The sequence below is a fragment of the Pseudoclavibacter sp. 8L genome (assembly GCF_902506465.1).
Taxonomy (GTDB): Bacteria; Actinomycetota; Actinomycetes; order Actinomycetales; family Microbacteriaceae; genus Pseudoclavibacter.
The window spans coordinates 549,839-566,534 of record NZ_LR733186.1 but is presented as its reverse complement, the minus strand read 5'-3'; the positions used below and the strand labels follow the sequence as shown (position 1 = coordinate 566,534).

17 protein-coding genes are annotated in these 16,696 nt (G+C 67.3%); 15 read left to right on the top strand and 2 right to left on the bottom strand.

Annotated features, from left to right (window positions below):
- The first annotated feature begins 22 nt into the window (after nt 1-22).
- The 10 genes from GV007_RS09515 to GV007_RS09470 all read left to right on the top strand — a co-directional run bounded on the left by GV007_RS09515 (nt 23) and on the right by GV007_RS09470 (nt 10,257).
- Nucleotides 23-1,204 carry a PrsW family intramembrane metalloprotease gene (locus tag GV007_RS09515; protein ID WP_160072139.1) on the top strand — a complete coding sequence of 394 codons (1,182 nt, stop codon included), beginning with the start codon at nt 23-25 and terminating at the stop codon, nt 1,202-1,204.
- A complete protein-coding gene (locus GV007_RS09510; RefSeq protein WP_160072137.1) occupies nt 1,201-2,457 on the top strand; it encodes a PrsW family intramembrane metalloprotease in 1,257 nt (418 codons plus the stop codon). Before GV007_RS09515 ends, GV007_RS09510 begins: the two co-directional genes overlap by 4 nt.
- A 3-nt stretch (nt 2,458-2,460) precedes the next feature.
- A complete protein-coding gene (locus GV007_RS09505) occupies nt 2,461-2,835 on the top strand; it encodes an FKBP-type peptidyl-prolyl cis-trans isomerase (RefSeq protein WP_160072135.1) in 375 nt (124 codons plus the stop codon).
- Nucleotides 2,836-2,945: 110 nt separating this feature from the next.
- The gene (gene rpsO / locus GV007_RS09500) at nt 2,946-3,215 is read left to right on the top strand and encodes a 30S ribosomal protein S15 (RefSeq protein ID WP_104241461.1); all 270 of its coding nucleotides are present in this window, start codon (nt 2,946-2,948) and stop codon (nt 3,213-3,215) included.
- A gap of 111 nt (nt 3,216-3,326) precedes the next feature.
- Nucleotides 3,327-4,409 carry a polyphosphate kinase 2 gene (ppk2, locus tag GV007_RS09495; protein WP_160072133.1) on the top strand — a complete coding sequence of 361 codons (1,083 nt, stop codon included), beginning with the start codon at nt 3,327-3,329 and terminating at the stop codon, nt 4,407-4,409.
- 236 nt (nt 4,410-4,645) lie between these two features.
- Nucleotides 4,646-6,904 carry a polyribonucleotide nucleotidyltransferase gene (locus tag GV007_RS09490; protein ID WP_104241459.1) on the top strand — a complete coding sequence of 753 codons (2,259 nt, stop codon included), beginning with the start codon at nt 4,646-4,648 and terminating at the stop codon, nt 6,902-6,904.
- Nucleotides 6,905-7,040: 136 nt separating this feature from the next.
- Nucleotides 7,041-8,390 carry a M16 family metallopeptidase gene (locus GV007_RS09485; RefSeq protein ID WP_160072131.1) on the top strand — a complete coding sequence of 450 codons (1,350 nt, stop codon included), beginning with the start codon at nt 7,041-7,043 and terminating at the stop codon, nt 8,388-8,390.
- Entirely contained in the window at nt 8,390-8,989 is a 600-nt protein-coding gene (locus tag GV007_RS09480; RefSeq protein ID WP_160072129.1) for a histidine phosphatase family protein, read from the top strand. Before GV007_RS09485 ends, GV007_RS09480 begins: the two co-directional genes overlap by 1 nt.
- A gap of 72 nt (nt 8,990-9,061) precedes the next feature.
- Nucleotides 9,062-9,799: a 4-hydroxy-tetrahydrodipicolinate reductase gene (gene dapB, locus GV007_RS09475; RefSeq protein WP_160072127.1), complete on the top strand. Its 738-nt coding sequence runs from the start codon at nt 9,062-9,064 to the stop codon at nt 9,797-9,799.
- Complete coding sequence (locus tag GV007_RS09470; RefSeq protein WP_236558442.1) at nt 9,796-10,257, top strand: hypothetical protein; 462 nt, start codon at nt 9,796-9,798, stop codon at nt 10,255-10,257. Before dapB ends, GV007_RS09470 begins: the two co-directional genes overlap by 4 nt.
- 18 nt (nt 10,258-10,275) lie before the next feature.
- Here the strand turns inward: GV007_RS09470 and GV007_RS09465 are convergent, their stop codons facing one another.
- Nucleotides 10,276-11,229: a TIGR01777 family oxidoreductase gene (locus tag GV007_RS09465; protein ID WP_160072125.1), complete on the bottom strand. Its 954-nt coding sequence runs from the start codon at nt 11,227-11,229 to the stop codon at nt 10,276-10,278.
- Between the two features lie 140 nt (nt 11,230-11,369).
- Between GV007_RS09465 and hemW the strand changes: the two genes are divergently transcribed.
- On the top strand, nt 11,370-12,581 hold the full coding sequence (hemW, locus tag GV007_RS09460; RefSeq protein WP_160072123.1) for a radical SAM family heme chaperone HemW: 1,212 nt from the start codon (nt 11,370-11,372) through the stop codon (nt 12,579-12,581).
- A gap of 6 nt (nt 12,582-12,587) precedes the next feature.
- On the opposite strand, the gene GV007_RS09455 is transcribed toward hemW, so the two are convergent.
- Nucleotides 12,588-13,151, bottom strand: a complete 564-nt coding sequence (locus tag GV007_RS09455) for a DUF4870 domain-containing protein (protein ID WP_160072121.1) — start codon at nt 13,149-13,151, stop codon at nt 12,588-12,590.
- 153 nt (nt 13,152-13,304) lie between these two features.
- Between GV007_RS09455 and hrcA the strand changes: the two genes are divergently transcribed.
- The 4 genes from hrcA (at nt 13,305) to GV007_RS09435 (ending at nt 16,642) form a co-directional block, all read left to right on the top strand.
- A complete protein-coding gene (hrcA, locus tag GV007_RS09450; RefSeq protein WP_160072119.1) occupies nt 13,305-14,336 on the top strand; it encodes a heat-inducible transcriptional repressor HrcA in 1,032 nt (343 codons plus the stop codon).
- A gap of 88 nt (nt 14,337-14,424) precedes the next feature.
- Nucleotides 14,425-15,510 carry a molecular chaperone DnaJ gene (gene dnaJ / locus GV007_RS09445; protein WP_160072117.1) on the top strand — a complete coding sequence of 362 codons (1,086 nt, stop codon included), beginning with the start codon at nt 14,425-14,427 and terminating at the stop codon, nt 15,508-15,510.
- Nucleotide 15,511: 1 nt separating this feature from the next.
- Nucleotides 15,512-16,282, top strand: coding sequence for a 16S rRNA (uracil(1498)-N(3))-methyltransferase (locus GV007_RS09440; RefSeq protein WP_160072115.1), 771 nt, complete (start codon nt 15,512-15,514; stop codon nt 16,280-16,282).
- A gap of 9 nt (nt 16,283-16,291) precedes the next feature.
- Nucleotides 16,292-16,642 (top strand): HIT domain-containing protein, encoded by a 351-nt coding sequence (locus GV007_RS09435; RefSeq protein WP_160072113.1) that lies wholly within the window; start codon nt 16,292-16,294, stop codon nt 16,640-16,642.
- Nucleotides 16,643-16,696 lie beyond the last annotated feature (54 nt).

Genomic DNA, 16,696 nt, shown 5'->3' with positions numbered 1-16,696 from the left:
CCCAATGCACGGAGGACCATCGATGAGCAGTGCCACGTCAGTCGCGCCGAAGCGGCGCAGAAGGCTGACTCGGGGCAGGCTCACCTGGCTCCTTCTGCTCGGCTTCGCGGTGCTCCTCTCCGTCGGGGTCGTCGCCTGGCTCTTCAGCGAGCTGCGCTTCGCCGCGCTCACGATGGCGATACCCGCTCTCGTGCCGCTCGGGCTCGTTCTCACGGCTGTCTGGTGGCTCGACCGCTGGGAGCCCGAGCCTCGGATCCTGCTCGCCTTCGGCCTGTTCTGGGGTGCAGGGGCCTCGGTCGTCGGAACGCTCGTCACCGGCGGGATGATGCTCGACGTCGCCCGCTCCTACCTGGCAACGGAGGGCGACGTGAGCAAGTTCTCCGTGCTGATCCAGTCGCCGATCTCCGAGGAGTCCATCAAGGCCGTCGGCCTGTTCCTCATTCTGATCTTCGCGCGGCGGCACTTCGACAGTCCGCTCGATGGCTTCAGCTACGCGGCCGTCATCGGCGCTGGCTTCGCCTTCACGGAGAACATCATCTACTTCTCGCAGGCCGCAGAATCGGCCTCAGGCTTCGCATCGACATTCATCGTGCGCGGAATCCTCTCGCCGTTCGCGCACGCTCTCTTCACCGGCATCACGGGCATGGCCATCGGCTGGGGAGCCCGCAGAGGCGGCTGGCGGCGGCCGATCCTCATGGGCCTCGGCGGGCTCGTCATCGCGATCCTCGCCCACGCCTTCTGGAACGGCGGAAGCCTGCTCATCCTCCCGCTGCTCGGGGTCGACCCGAGCAACCAATTCGGCTGGCTCATCTTCTACCTCGTCGTGCAGCTGCCGATCTTCCTGCTCCTGGCCTGGTTCCTCGTCAAACTGCACGACCGCGACCGCCTCATCATCGTCGACCGTCTGGGCGAGTACGCGGATGCAGGATGGTTCACGACGTCGGAGGTCGCCATGATCGGGGACTGGAGCGCGCGAGAGCAGGCGTTCGCGTGGGCCAAGTCCGTGAGCCCGGAGGCGGACCGCGCGATGCGCGGCTTCGTCCAGGACGCGTCGAGGCTCGCCTTCGCCCGCGAACACGCCAGGGTCAACAAGCGAGACCCGAATCGGAGAGTCGTGGAGAAGCGCATGCTCGACCGCGTCAAGGAGCACCGGTCGCAGCTCGCGGCCTTCGGCGCAGCCGGCCCCAGGGTGGCCACCTCGTGACCGGACCCATGCACGCGGACGGCCGTTGGGGCGCACCAGCCGCTCAGCGCCAGATCGACCCCCAGTTCGTCATACCGCAGGCCCCCACGAAGGGCGAGCTGGCGATGCGCATCACGACGATCGTCGTCATGTGCCTGGCCGCGCTCATCATCGCCGTCGTCCTCTTCCTCGCGTATCTCGGCAGTAGCGACGTCGTGCTGCTCGGCAGCGTGCTCGCCGCACTCGTCCCGCTCTTCGTCGTGTGGATGGTCGTGTGGCTCATCGACCGGTGGGAGCCCGAGCCGCGCATCCTGCTCATCGGTGCCGTGTTCTGGGGAGGCGGCATCGCGGTCGGTGGCGCGCTCCTGACAGGCCTGGTCCGCGAGTTCCTGCTTCCGGGAGCCCTGCCCGCCTGGTGGGGGCCATCCGTCGAGGCGCCCGTCGGCGAGGAGATCTGGAAGGGGCTCGGCCTCGTCGTCATCTACGCAGTCGCGCGTCGTCACTTCAACGGACCGACGGACGGCCTCGTCTACGGAGCTCTGCTCGGCGCGGGCTTCGCGTTCACGGAGAACATCCTCTACTTCTCCTCGATGTGGCAGGAAGCCGGGGTCGGGGGCTTCGTCGCCCAGTACTTCATCCGCGGCATCGCCTTGCCGCTGCTGCACCCGATGTGCGTCTCGCTGACCGGCATCGGAATGGGCATCGGCGCACGTCGCGGTGGCTGGGGCTCGGCGCTCGGCGGCTTCGCACTCGGTCTCATCCCAGCCATGGCCCTTCACGCTCTCTGGAACGTCGGCTCGGGTCTTGTGCAGCAGTCTGCCGGGATCCTTGGCCTCATCGCATTCTTCGCGCTGGTCATGGTGCCCATCTTCATCGCCTGGATCGTGACGATCCTCCTGCTGCGAAGGAAGGATGCCCGCATCATCGTGGAGCGTCTGTCCGAGTACGCGGCTGTCGGCTGGTACTCGCAGGCTGAGATCAGGATGCTCTCCACCATGCGCGGCCGATCCAGCGCGAGGGCCTGGGCACGCCGGTCCGGGAAGCGCGCGGACAAGGCCATGCGCGCCTTCATCACCGAGTCCACGCGTCTCGCGAGCGTCCGGCACCAGGTCGTCCTCGACCCGAATCGAACAAGCAAGCTGCTCGATGAACGGCTCCTGCTCCGGCATCTCGGGGAGCTCCGAGGCGAGCTCATCCAGGCCCAGGCACAGCCGCAGACACAGCCGCACGGCGCGTCATCCGGGACTCGTCCAGGCTCCGGCGCTTGGATGTAGACCATGACAAACACTGATCGCACCAAGCCAGAAGTCGACTTCCCGGGTGGAGAGGCACCAGCAGAGCTGGTCATCGAGGACATCATCGTGGGCGACGGGGCAGTGGCGGAGGCGTCTTCGACGGTCGACGTGCACTACCTCGGCGTGGAGTTCGAGTCCGGCGAGGAGTTCGACTCCTCGTGGAACCGGGGCGAGTCGGTCAACTTCCCGCTGAAGGCGCTTGTTCGTGGCTGGCAGGAAGGCATCCCGGGCATGCAGGTCGGCGGTCGCCGCAAGCTGGTCCTCCCGCCGCACCTCGCCTACGGCGCCGCTGGTGGAGGGCACCCGCTCTCCGGCAAGACGCTGGTCTTCATCATCGACCTGCTGGGCGTGAGCTGACCGCTCCCGATCTGCTATGCTCTTTCGGTTGCCGTGAAACGGCCGCGGATGAAGAGAGCTCGCACATTGTGTGCCGAGCGCCGCGCAACGAAAGAGAAGGGGGTCTGTCAATGGCACTAAGCGCTGAGGGCAAGAAGGCCATCATCGAAGAGTACGCAACGCACCCGGGTGACACTGGTTCCCCTGAAGTTCAGGTTGCCATCCTCACCACGCGAATCAAGGAGCTCACCGAGCACCTCAAGGAGCACAAGCACGACCACCACTCGCGTCGTGGTCTCCTCCTGCTTGTGGGTCAGCGTCGTCGTCTGCTCGGCTACCTCGCCGACGTCGACATCTCGCGCTACCGTTCGCTCATCGAGCGACTCGGCCTTCGCCGCTAAGCACTTTCTGCGAAGAGCCCCTGCCATCGGCAGGGGCTCTTTTCGCGTTCGGCGGTGCATGGTCAGCGCCCTGCGGTGAGGCGTCGCGGCCTCGGCGCTAGGCTGTGCGACATGGCAGCACCTCGAACTCCAGCAAAGTCGCACGCCGATGCCAAGGCTCAGGCGAAGGCCTCAGAATCGGGCAATGACGCCCTCCTCGAGGCCAACGCATCGGACTCGACCTCGACGAGTCGCGCTCGGAAGCAGAGGGCCGGCGTTCAGGCCGAGTACCGGCTCAACCGTGCGGGCATCCCGGACATGACCCCAGAGGTCGATGAGCTCGCCGAGCTGCGTGACGAGGATCCTCTGGGCGAGGCCTGGCGCCACGGCTACCCCTACGACGCCAAGCTGCCGCGCAAGGAGTACGAGAAGCAGAAGCGCGCGCTGCAGATCGAGCTCCTGAAGCTCCAGACCTGGACCAAGGAGACGGGGCAGAAGGTCGTCATCATCTTCGAGGGCCGGGACGCGGCAGGCAAGGGCGGTGCGATCAAGCGCTTCATGGAGCACTTGAACCCCCGCGGTGCGCGTACGGTCGCGCTCGAGAAGCCGACGGAGAAGGAGCAGACGCAGTGGTACTTCCAGCGGTACGTCGAGCATCTGCCTTCTGGGGGCGAGATGGTCCTCCTCGATCGCTCTTGGTACAACCGCGCGGGCGTCGAGCGCGTCATGGGGTACTGCACCCCGACCGAGTACCTCGAGTTCACACGTTCCGCTCCTGAGTTCGAGCGGATGCTCGTCAACTCCGGCACGACGATCATCAAGTTCTGGTTCTCGGTGGGCCGGGCGGAGCAGCTTGCGCGCTTCGCTGCTCGTCGCGACGACCCGGTGCGCCAGTGGAAGCTGAGCCCAACCGACCTCGCATCCCTCGACAAGTGGGACGAGTACAGCGAAGCCAAGGAGGCGATGTTCTTCTACACGGACACCGCCGAATCGCCGTGGACGGTCGTCAAGTCGAACGACAAGAAGCGGGCGAGGCTCGAGGCCATGCGCTACGTCCTCTCACAGTTCGACTACCCCTCGAAGGACGAGAGCATCGCCCACACTGCCGACAAGAAGATCGTCGGGTCGCCCAGCAAGCTCTATGACGAGGGGGAGAAGCCGACCGGCGAGTTCCCTCTCCTGAAGGAGCTCCCTCGCGCGTCTCGCAAGAAGTAGCGGCGCCCGTGCGGCAATCGCCGTGCGGGTTCCAGCTGCTCGTCGCCCTCCGCTGGTAGAGTCAGCAACGCAATCACTCAAGATACGCGGGGCGGCGAGTAGCTGGTCCTCGGTGGTGGGTTCCTGCCGCAGCGCTAGAGGCGCTCATGCGACAGTGGTCTTCTACTGACGATCAGCCCGGGAAGACCCGGTCGCGCTTGCCCTTCGCGTGCAAACACGCATAAGGAGGAGACCTCTTGGAAGGTCCCGAAATCAAGTTCTCTGAAGTCGTTCTCGACAACGGCAAGCACGGCCAGCGCAAGATCCGCTTCGAAGCAGGGCGTCTCGCCCAGCAGGCGCAGGGCTCTGCCGTCGCCTACCTCGATGACGAGACGATGCTGCTGTCGGCAACGAGCATCTCGAAGAACCCGAAGGAGAACTTCGACTTCTTCCCGCTCACGATCGACGTCGAAGAGCGCAGCTACGCCGCCGGCAAGATCCCCGGATCGTTCTTCCGTCGTGAAGGCCGTCCGTCGACGGAGGCCATCCTGGTCTGCCGCCTCATCGACCGGCCGCTGCGCCCCTCGTTCGTCAAGGGTCTCCGCAACGAGGTCCAGGTCGTCGTGACGGTGCTCTCGATCGCTCCTGGCGAGTTCTACGACGCTCTCGCGATCAACGCCGCTTCGCTGTCCTCACAGCTCAGCGGTGTGCCGTTCTCCGGCCCCATCGCCGGTGTCCGCCTCGCGCTCATCGACGGCCAGTGGGTCGCGTTCCCCAAGTTCGAGCAGCTCGCCGACGCCGTCTTCGACCTGACGGTCGCTGGCCGCCTCGTCACGAAGGCCGACGGCACCGAAGACATCGCCATCATGATGGTCGAGGCTGAAGCCACCGAGCACGCGTGGGGCCTCATCCAGGCTGGCGCGCAGAAGCCCGACGAGGCTGTCGTCGCACAGGGCCTCGAGGCTTCCAAGCCGTTCCTCACGCAGCTCGTGAAGGCACAGCAGGAGCTCGCCGACCAGGCCGCGAAGCCCGTCGTCGAGTACCCGGTCTTCCTGCCCTACACGCAGGAAGCCCTCGACGCGGTCACCGCCATCGCGCACGACGGACTCGTCGACGTGTACCAGATCGCTGGCAAGATCGAGCGCCAGGACGCCGACGACGCGCTGAAGGCCAGCGTCAAGGAGCAGATCGCCGCCAAGATCGAAAGCGGAGAGCTCGACGCCTCCGTCGCCGGTCAGGTGTCGGCCGCCTACAAGACCGTCACGAAGGACGTCGTCCGCGGACGCATCCTCCGTGAGGGCAAGCGCATGGACGGTCGCGGCGTGGCCGACATCCGTCAGCTCGATGCAGAGGTCGACGTCGTGCCACGCGTGCACGGATCGGCGATCTTCCAGCGCGGCGAGACGCAGATCCTCGGCGTCACCACGCTGAACATGCTCAAGCTCGAGCAGCAGATCGACTCGCTCTCGCCGATCACGTCGAAGCGCTACCTGCACCACTACAACTTCCCGCCGTACTCGACGGGCGAGACCGGACGCGTCGGTTCGCCGAAGCGTCGCGAGATCGGGCACGGCTTCCTCGCCGAGCGCGCCATCGTTCCGGTGCTCCCGAGCCGCGAGGAGTTCCCCTACGCGATCCGTCAGGTCTCGGAAGCGCTCAGCTCCAACGGCTCCACGTCGATGGGCTCGGTCTGCGCCTCCACCCTGTCGCTGCTCAACGCCGGTGTGCCGCTGCGCGCACCCGTCGCGGGCATCGCCATGGGTCTCGTGTCCGACGAGGTCGACGGCGAGACGCGCTACGCGGCGCTCACCGACATCCTCGGCGCAGAAGACGCGCTCGGAGACATGGACTTCAAGGTCGCCGGTACCGCGGAGTTCGTCACGGCCATCCAGCTCGACACGAAGCTCGACGGAATTCCGACGTCGGTCCTCGACGGCGCCCTGACGCAGGCTCGCGATGCTCGCATCCAGATCCTCGACAAGGCCATCAACGCCGTCATCGACACGCCGGATGAGCTCGCTGCTACGGCACCGCGCATCATCTCGGTCCGCGTTCCGATCGACAAGATCGGCGAGGTGATCGGGCCAAAGGGCAAGGTCATCAACCAGATCCAGGACGACACCGGAGCCGACATCTCGATCGAGGATGACGGCACCGTATACATTGGCGCTGTCGATGGTCCGTCCGCTGAGGCCGCTCGTGCAGCGGTCAACGCCATCGCGAACCCGACGAACCCTGAGGTCGGCGAGCAGTACCTGGGAACGGTCGTCAAGATCGCCTCCTTCGGTGCCTTCGTCTCCCTGCTCCCGGGCAAGGACGGCCTGCTGCACATCTCTGAGGTGCGCAAGCTCGCCGGTGGCAAGCGCGTCGAGAACGTCGAAGACGTGCTCGGTGTCGGCCAGAAGATCCTCGTCGAGATCACGAAGGTCGACGACCGCGGCAAGCTGTCGCTCGCACCTGTGCTCGAAGAAGCAGCTGCTGAAGAGGGCGTCGCTCTCGAGGCGGGCGCTGAGTAGCTCAGCTCGCCTCTGCTCTGAAGGGCCCCGCGCATCCGTGCGCGGGGCCCTTCGGCGTCTCGTGAGGTCTCGAGCCGCTGGGAGTTGTCTCGCGGCTGCCGCCGGGACGGCCAACACGCTCTAGGCTTGACTGGTTATGCGCGATGCCATTGAACTGCCACTTGACCTTCCCGAGATCGAAGCACGAGTGTCGAACGGCGGTTACTTCCGCCGTTCGGTGCTGCCGAGCGGGGTGCGCCTCCTGACCGAGGAAGTCGTCGGCGCGGCGAGCACCAGCATCGGCCTGTGGGTGCCGGTCGGCTCCCGCGACGAGCGCCCGCACGAGTACGGTTCCACGCACTTCCTGGAGCATCTGCTCTTCAAGGGGACACCGACACGGTCCGCCTTCGAGGTGTCAGCGGCCTTCGAGCGCGTCGGTGGAGAGGTGAACGCGCAGACCGCGAAGGAGCACACGCTGTACCACGCGAAGGTCCGCGATGCCGACCTCCCGATGGCCGTCGAGGTCCTGAGTGACATGATCACCTCGAGCGTGATCGACGCCGCCGAGTTCGAGATCGAGCGCGGCGTCATCATCGAGGAGCTCGCGATGGCGGACGACGACCCGAACGACGTGGTCTGGGAGCGGTTCTATGAGACACTGCTCGGCGCACATCCGCTCGCGAGGCCCATCGGCGGCACACCGGCCTCGATCAGGGCCGCTGACCGCGATGCCGTGTGGAGCTCGTACCGCCAGCACTACCGCCCGGAGGAGCTCGTCGTGACCATCGCGGGGGCCGTCAACCATGACGTCGTCCGTGAGCAGCTCGAGCGCAACCTCCGAGCCGGGGGATGGGACCTCGACGCACGCGCCGTCCCCGTCTCCAGAAGGGCCACGACACTGGAGCCAGGATCCGCAGTGCCTACAGGACCGCTCTCGGCCATCGAGCGCCCGCTGGAGCAGCTGGCACTGGTCATCGGCGGACAGGGAATCACGCAGCTGGACCCGCGCAGGGAGGCGTTCGGCCTCATGCATCGGATCTTCGGTGGTGGCATGTCGTCCCGACTCTTCCAGGAGATCCGCGAGAAGCGCGGTCTCGCGTACTCCGTGTACTCGTTCGGTGGCAGCCACTCCGACGTGGGGGTGACGGGCATGTACGCGGGATGCGCTCCCGACAACGTGCTGGAGACGGTCAGGGTGCTGCGCCAGGAGGCGGAGAAGCTCGTCCAGGACGGGGTCACCGCGACGGAGCTGGCCGACGCGAAGAGCGCGAGTGCCGGCGGCTCGGCTCTTGCGATCGAGGACGCGGACACACGCATGTCTCGCCTCGGGCGCGCGGAGATCCACACAGGTCGCTTCTACGACCTCGAGGCAGCGCTGTCGCGGGTCGAAGCCGTGTCGCTCGACGAGGTGCAGTCAGTCGCCGCCGACATGTTCAGTGGGGAGCTCGTCGCGTCTGCGGTCGGTAAGCTCTCCTCGGAAGCAAGGACCGAACTGGAGCGCCGCTGATGTCGCACTACCTCTACCTCGTCAGGCATGGCGAGCAGGAGAATGCCGAGCACGGAATCACCGACGGCCCGCTGTCGGAGCGGGGTCGGGCTCAGTCTCATCTGATCGGTCGCAGGCTCGCGAGCGTCCCGCTCAGCGAGTCCTACACGTCACCGCTGGATCGCGCTGTCGAGACGAGTGCGGTCATCGACCAGTACACGAGCGGTCCCGCCGCGCTCGAGTCCACGCTGCTCTTCGACTGCATCCCCACGGGCCAGGACGGCGCGCCGTCGACGTACGACAGCTTCTTCGGTGGCATCGCTGACGAGGTCGTCGACGCCGGCATGGCACAGATGAACGACGCGTACGACACGTTCTTCAGCAAGAGCCGCGACGACCGCCACACCCTGCTCGTGACCCACAACTTCGTGATCGGCGAATTCGTGCGTCGGGTCCTCGACGCCCCCGACTGGCGCTGGCTCGGGCTCAACTCCGTGAACACCGGCCTCACGGTGATCCGGGTGCGGACCAGGAAGCCGGCTGAGCTGCTGCTCTTCAACGACCTGTCGCACCTGACGCCGGAACTCCGAACGGGAGTCAGTACCTCGATCGCCGTCTGAGGTTGACGGGCCCGCCGCCGGCAGCCCCCTGCGTCGTCTGCTCGGCCTGGCGATGGCCGTACGCTTGTGGACATGGAAACAAAGGTCGCCGTTCTGGGCGCTTCCGGCCGCATGGGAACACTGATCGCACGGATCCTCGAGACGACCGAGGGGCTCCGCCTCCATTCGGGGCTGACGAGTGCCTCTTCGCTCGATGAGATGCTCGGCGCGGATGTCCTCGTCGACGTCTCGCGGCTCGAGGCGTCGGAGACGGCTGTCCCCTTCGCTCTGGAGCATGGCATCGACGTCGTCGTCGGGACGAGCGGTTGGGATGAGCAGCGGATCGCTCGCATCTCTGACCTCGTGCCTCCGGAACGTGCCGTCGTCTTCGTCCCGAACTTCTCCCTGGGCTCGGTGCTCGGCACCGCGCTTGCGAGCGTCGCAGGGCGCTTCTTCGAATCGATCGAGATCGTCGAAGCGCACCACGACAAGAAGGTGGATTCGCCGTCAGGGACCGCCGTGCGGACCGCGGAGCGCATCGCGGCCTCGAGGGAACGGCCGCTTGCCGCTCCGAACAGCGAGCAGGACGCTCGGGGACTGCTCGTCTCGGGCGTGCCCGTCCACAGTCTGCGGCTGCGCGGAGTCGTGGCAGATCAGCAGGTGATCTTTGGGGGAGAGGGTGAGGTGCTGACGATTCGCCACGAGACGATCTCGCAGGAGGCCTATGTGCAGGGCATCAGGCTCGCCATCACGCATGCCGTCGAGACGCGGGGCACGACAGTCGGGCTCGACGGCGTGCTCGGCCTCGCGGGACTGTCGGGTCGCTCGTGAAGAGCAATCTCGCCACGAAACTCGGCGTCGCCGCCGTGACCCTGCTCCTCCTGCTCTACATCGTCTTCGTCTCGGGCATGGCGGTCTCCCTGTTCGCGGGCGATATCGTCGCCAAGGTGATGGGTGCCGCACTCATCGTGTTCCCGGTCCTCGCGGTTGTCTTCGTCGCCCGCGAGCTGCTCTTCGGGCTGCAGACGGAACGACTGCTCGGACGCATGGCCGACGCCGGAGAGCTGCCCGAGGACGACCTGCCCAAGCGACCGAGCGGACGCGTCGTCCGCGAAGCGGCCGACGAGGACTTCCCGAGGTGGAAATCTGAGGTCGAGGCCGCTCCGGAAGACTGGAGGACGTGGATGCGCCTCGGTCTGGCGTACTCGGCTTCGGGGGACCGAAAGCGAGCCAGGGCTTCTCTGCGCGAGGGCATCCGCCTCGAGAAGGCCGCTCGCGCCGGGGCGTGAGCGACCCGACTCGACGGGTCAGACCCCGGCGCCGGGCTCTGGCTCGAACTCCGGCGACTTGAGAGCCAGCTCGACCGCCTGACCTGCGGTGCGGTCCTTGAAGGTGAAGCCCGCGTCGAGCAGGCGCTTCGGACGGATCTGCTGGTCGGCGAGGAACAGCTCACGGCCCGCCTTCTGGAGGGTGAGGTCGATGAGCGTCGACGGCGCCTTGAGCTTGTAAGGTCGCCCGAGCTCGTCGGCAAGCTGCTGTTGGATCTCGTCGGCGGTCGCGGGCGCGGGCCCGACCAGGTTGTATGGCCCCTGCGCGTCGTCGGACTCAAGCAGGAAGCGGAGCGCGCGCACTTCGTCGCGCAGGCTCACCCACGGCCAGTGCTGTGTGCCGTCGCCCAGCTGCGAGAGCAACCCGACGCTTGCCAGGGTCTTCAGGACGGTCAGGACTCCGCCGCGCCCCAGGACGAGACCGGTGCGCGCGAGGACGACCCTGGTGCCTTCCGGGGCCGTCTGCGCGGCCCGCTCCCAGCGGTCGACGACACGAGGAAGGAACTCGTCGGTCTCGGGCAGCGCCGAGTCCTCGTCGAGCACCTGCCCTGGACGGTCGCCGTACGCGCCCGACGCCGAACCGTTGATGAGCAGCGCCGGGGGTGTGGACGAGGCCGCCATTGCACCGGTGATCGTGAGCGTCGCGTTGACGCGAGAGCGAAGGATCTCCTTCTTCACGTTGTAGGTCCACGGCAGCTTGCTGAGCGGAGACCCGGAGAGGTTCACAACCGCATCCACGCCGTCGAGGACCCGCGCGTCCAGGGTTCTCTGGGCGGGGTTCCACCGGAACTCGCTGGCGTCCTTCGGGTCGCGCCTGACGAGCCGCGTGACGCGGTGGCCGTGCGCGTGCAGTTCCTCGATGAGACGGTGGCCGATCATTCCGGATGCGCCGGAGACGAGAACGTGCTTTGGGGAGGTCGCCTGAGTGCTCATGACCTCGAAGGTAGTCGTGTCAGTTGGGCGCGAGCGCAACGCGGGGCCGTGCTCGGCTGATCGCGCGCCTGATTGCGCCTAGGCTGTGCGGGTGCATCACGAGAACCTCGCCCCGAGCCGGGCCCAGCCGAACGGCCATCTTGGCGCCTAGCGCCCTGCCGCTCGGTGAGCCGGTGCCGCCGAGCGGAGAGCTCCCCGCGCAGGCCCTGGTCGGCGCCGAGTCGCGAGACTTCGGCGTCTACATCCACGTGCCCTTCTGCCGCGTGCGGTGCGGCTACTGCGACTTCAACACCTACACGGCGGAGGAGCTCGGTGGGGTCTCGCGCTCCAGCTATGCCGGCGAGGTCGAGAAGGAGATGGTCATCGCCGAGCGGGTGCTGAGCGGTGCCCCTCGCCAGGTATCCACCGTCTTCTTCGGGGGCGGAACACCGACCCTCCTGCCCGTCAGCGACCTTGCAGGGATGCTCGAGGGAGTGCGCAGTCGCTGGGGCCTCGCTCCCGACGCGGAGGTCACCGTCGAGGCGAACCCCGACTCGGTTGGCGAGCGTGAGCTCGCCGAGCTCCGGGCTGCGGGAGTGACCCGAGTCAGCTTCGGGATGCAGTCCGCGGTCCCGCACGTCCTCAGCGTTCTCGAGCGCACTCACGATCCGGCGCGCATCCCGATCGTGGTCGCCGCGGCGAAGCGAGTCGGGCTCGAGCCGAGCCTCGACCTGATCTACGGCACTCCCGGCGAGTCCATCGACGACTGGCGCCGATCGCTCGACATGGCGCTGGCGCAGGAGCCGCTGCATGTGAGCGCGTATGCGCTCATCATCGAGGAGGGCACGAAGCTGGCCAGGCAGATCCGCCGCGGGGAGGTGCCCGCCGTGGACGACGACCTGCAGGCTGACATGTACGAGCTCGCAGAGGAGCGACTGTCAGCGGCCGGGTTCGAGTGGTACGAGGTCAGCAACTGGTCGCTCGACGGCAAGCACGCTTCTCGCCACAACCTCTCCTATTGGCGAGACGCGGACTGGTGGGGCTTCGGCCCCGGCGCGCACAGCCACGTGGGCGGCGTGCGCTGGTGGAACGCCAAGCATCCGAGCGCCTACGCATCGAGGCTGGCCGAGGGCATCACGCCGGCCATGGGGCGAGAAGTGCTTGACGAGGAGACGAAGCGCTTCGAGCGGATCATGCTCGGCTCACGTCTGCGGGAGGGCCTCGCGATCTCCGAGCTGGATGACTCCAGTGTCGTCGCCGAGCTCATCGCCGAGTCGCTCGTCGACGGGAGGGCCGCGTTGAAGGGCCGGCTCGTCCCGACGCTCCGCGGGCGGCTCATGGCAGACGCGATCGTCCGCCGAATCGCCGCCTGAGCCGGCTCAGCTCACGAACCGGAAGGTGACCGGGTACCGGTAGGGGAGTCCCTTGTTCGCCTGGACCGCGCCGAGAATGGCGTAGACGACGACGGCAACCCAGAGCAGCGGGTAGAGGAGCGGAACGATCAGCGCCAGCGGACCGCCGATCAGTGACAGCAGCGAGATGACGCCGATGCCGACGTACACGATCGCAGCCGTGATGCCGAAGTTGAGCGCCTCGCGGCCCTCGCTGTCGGCAAGAGGTCCCCTCCGCCGTGTGACAAGCCAGAGAATGAGCGGCCCGACAGCCGGGGCGACGATGTTGAGCAGGTGATCGAAGGTCCCGACGAGGCGGTCGCCGTCTCGTGTCAGCGGCGGTTCTGTCCCATTCTGCGGGCCAGACTGCTGGTACTGCACGCCCTGTGGGTGCCCGTAGGGAGCCTGCTGTCCGTACGGGACCTGCTGACCGTTGGGAGCCTGCTGCCCGTACGGTGGCTGCTGCCCGTAGGGTCCCGGCTGGTCGTACGGCGGCTGTTGAGGCAGATCCTGGTGTCCTGGCGGCGGGGTCGGTGCGTTCTGATCTGACACGGGGTTCCTCTCGTCGGTTTCGCTCACGCTACTGCGCGCGCCCTGCGAGGGCCTGGCATCCTGCTGGTGGCACGAGCGGAAAGCGGTAGGATTGGCAGTCTCAGGTTCAGAGTGCCAGTCCGGCTCGCAGCAGCTCGTCGAGGGAGGAGCATCGTGGTTTCAGACAGAAGCATGCAGGTGCTCCGCGTCATCGTCACCGACTACGTCACGAGTCGTGAGCCGGTGGGCTCCAAGTCGATCGCAGACCGTCATGATTTCGGCGTCTCCGCGGCGACCATTCGCAACGACATGGCGCAGCTCGAAGACGCCGAGCTCATCGTGGCCCCGCACACGTCCTCCGGGCGCATCCCGACTGACAAGGGCTACCGACTGTTCGTCGACCGGCTCGCCGAGTTCAGGCCGCTCTCCGGAGCGCAGCGTCGGGCGATCGAGACCTTCATCGAGGGCAGCGAAGACGTCGACGAGGTGCTCGGACGTTCGGTGCGACTGCTGGCGCAGCTCACCAACTCCGTCGCGATCGCGCAGTACCCCTCGCTCGCGAACGCCGCCATCCAGCATGTCGAGTTCGTCCTGCTGTCGAGCATGCGCGTCCTCACCGTCCTCATCACCGACTCGGGCCGCGTCGAGCAGCGCATTGGACATCTGCGCGCCGAAGTGAGCGTCGAGCAGCTGCACGTGCTCCGCGATCGGCTGGCCGGCCGCCTCGTCGGGAAGACGGTCGCGCGCGCTTCAGCGGAGCTCAGGGATGTCAGCGGCATCATGGGGGAGCGAGACGCGGAGCTCTTCGCTCCCGTCGTCGCCAACCTGCTTGAGCTCGTCCTGGCGCACCGTCAGGAGCGCCTCGTCATGGCGGGCACCGCGAACCTCGCTCGGACCGAACGCGACTTCCCGTCGAGCATCCTGCCCGTCCTCGAGGCCATCGAGGAGCAGGTGGTCCTCCTGCGGCTGCTCGACGAGCTCCACTCCAGCCCCGAGGCCTACTCGGTCAGCATCGGCCAGGAGAATGTCGACCTGGGCCTCGGCGAGACGGCTATCTTGACGAGCGGCTACCGCAGCTCTGGCAGCGACGCGCGTCTCGGCGTCGTCGGGCCGACGAGAATGGACTACCCGAGGAATATCCAGGCCGTTCGAGTGGTTGCGAGTTACCTGTCACGGGTGCTCGACGAGCAGCACTCGGACGACTGACCGACACCGCCAGATCACTCGGCGGATGCACCCGGCGCCTGACAACGCAGGCGTGACACACACAGATGCAAAGAAGGAGTCGCCACTCTTGGCAGACCACTACGACGTGCTCGGCGTGAGCCGTGAGGCGTCCCAGGACGAGATCAAGAAGGCCTACCGCAAGCTGGCACGCCAGCTGCACCCGGACGTCAACCCGTCCGAAGATGCCGCGGAGCGCTTCAAGTCCGTCACGCACGCCTATGACACGCTCATCGACCCCGAGCGGCGCCGGCAGTACGACCAGGGCGGCCCAGATGGGCAGTCCTTCGGTGGCTTCGGCGACATCTTCGAGACCTTCTTCGGCCAGCAGGGCTCCCGCGGGCCTCGCTCGCGTGCGGAACGCGGCCAGGACGCCCTCGTGCGCGTCGAACTCGACCTCGACGAGGTCATGTTCGGCACGCACCGAGACCTCGAGGTCACGACGGCGATCGCCTGCGAGAACTGCCAGGGCACCTGCTGTGCGCCCGGCACCTCGCCCACGACGTGCTCGGCATGCGGTGGGGCCGGGTCCGTGCAGCGACAGGTGCGCTCGATCCTCGGCATGGTCGTCACGAACCAGCCGTGCGCGCAGTGCCGCGGCTACGGCACGGTCATCGAGCACCCGTGCGACACGTGCCACGGCCAGGGGCGTGTTCGATCGAACGTGAGCATCCCGGTCGACATCCCGTCCGGAGTGGACTCCGGGCTGCGCATCCACCTTCCCGGTCGGGGCGAGGCCGGGCCAGCCGGGGGAGCGAACGGTGACCTCTACCTCGAGATCCGCGTGCGCCCGCACGAGGTCTTCTCGCGAGACGGCGATGACCTCCAGTGCGTCGTGGAGGTATCGATGGCCGACGCCATCCTGGGCACCTCGACCACGGTCGGTGCGCTCGACGGCGACGTCGACCTGCAGATCCCCGCGGGCGTGCAGTCGGGCGAGGTGCTGACCGTTCGAGGTCGGGGCATCACGCGGCTCCGCTCGACGCATCGCGGCGATCTCGACATCGCCGTACAGGTCGTGACTCCGGCGAAGCTCGACGGCAAGTCACGCAAGCTGATCGAGGAGTTCGCTGCCCGTCATCGCCACGAGGCCCCTCGCCTCGCGCGGGAGAAGCAGGGGATGTTCTCGAAGCTTCGCGACCGATTCGGTCGCTGACGTGGCGTGGCTCTACCTCGTCGAGGATCTCGACGAGGCGCTGCGCGTCGGTGACGTCGTCGAGGTGCGCGGCGCGGAGGCCAAGCACATGGCGGTCGCGCGGATGCGCGTGGGCGAACGTGTGCAGCTCGGCGACGGGCGCGGCCTCATCGTCGACGGCGAGCTCGCTCTGACTGAGCGCGACCGCGCACTCGTCACAGTCGTCGCCGCGAGACGAGTGGCGCAGTCGGCTCCGCGTGTCACGGTTGTCCAGGCGCTGGCGAAGGGCGGCCGAGACGACCTCGCCGTGCAGGTCGCGACGGAGCTCGGAGCGGCGGCGTTCGTGCCGTGGCAGGCGAAGCGCAGCGTGAGCCGCTGGGACCAGAAGGCCGAGAAGGGCCGCGAGCGGTGGTCATCCATCGCCAGGGAAGCCAGCAAGCAGAGCCTCGCCGCGTGGGTCCCGGATGTGGCTCCGCTGCACTCGACGGGTGAGGTCGCATCGCTCGCCGGTCACGCGCCGATGCTGGTCCTCGACCCGCTCGGCGACACCTCGCTGCGCCAGGCCCTCATCGAGCAGGTCCCGGCAGGCGCTTCCGGACTGACGCTCGTCGTCGGGCCAGAGGGCGGCATCGACCAGAGCGAATTCGAGGCCTTCGAGGCGGCCGGTGCCAGGCGCGTGCACCTCGGCGCGGGGGTTCTCCGAACCTCGAGCGCGGCTCCCGCCGCGATCGCGGCGATCCTGGCGCTGAGCGGTACGTGGGACTCTCGGTCCCGCGCGAGTGCCGAGTCGTAGGCTGGTCTCATGTCGAGTTCAGAGCCGTCCATCTTCACGCGCATCATCAACCGCGAGATCCCAGCCGACATCGTGTTCGAGTCCGAGCGGGTCATCGCCTTCAAGGACATCAGCCCGAAGGCGCCCGTGCATCTCCTCGTGGTGCCCAAGACCCAGGAGTACGCGAACGTCGCCCAGCTCGCGGCTGGCGACCCGGAGCTGCTCGCCGAGGTCATCGCGGTGGCCCAGGGACTCTCCGATCAGCACACCGACAGCGAATTCCGGCTCATCTTCAACTCGGGGGCGGCAGCAGGCCAGACCGTCTTCCACGTTCACGCACACGTCCTCGGTGGAGGACTCTCGGAAGGATCCCTTGCCTAGTCAAGACAGTTCACCGTCCCACGGTCCCGGGGAGCCCGGTACCTGGACAGATTT

Coding starts and splice junctions, on each gene's coding strand:
- GV007_RS09515 (WP_160072139.1), top strand. CDS start 23: ATGAGCAGTGCCACGTCAGTCGCGCCGAAGCGGCGCAGAAGGCTGACT.
- GV007_RS09505 (WP_160072135.1), top strand. CDS start 2,461: ATGACAAACACTGATCGCACCAAGCCAGAAGTCGACTTCCCGGGTGGA.
- rpsO (WP_104241461.1), top strand. CDS start 2,946: ATGGCACTAAGCGCTGAGGGCAAGAAGGCCATCATCGAAGAGTACGCA.
- ppk2 (WP_160072133.1), top strand. CDS start 3,327: ATGGCAGCACCTCGAACTCCAGCAAAGTCGCACGCCGATGCCAAGGCT.
- GV007_RS09485 (WP_160072131.1), top strand. CDS start 7,041: ATGCGCGATGCCATTGAACTGCCACTTGACCTTCCCGAGATCGAAGCA.
- GV007_RS09480 (WP_160072129.1), top strand. CDS start 8,390: ATGTCGCACTACCTCTACCTCGTCAGGCATGGCGAGCAGGAGAATGCC.
- dapB (WP_160072127.1), top strand. CDS start 9,062: ATGGAAACAAAGGTCGCCGTTCTGGGCGCTTCCGGCCGCATGGGAACA.
- GV007_RS09465 (WP_160072125.1), bottom strand. CDS start 11,229: ATGAGCACTCAGGCGACCTCCCCAAAGCACGTTCTCGTCTCCGGCGCA.
- GV007_RS09435 (WP_160072113.1), top strand. CDS start 16,292: ATGTCGAGTTCAGAGCCGTCCATCTTCACGCGCATCATCAACCGCGAG.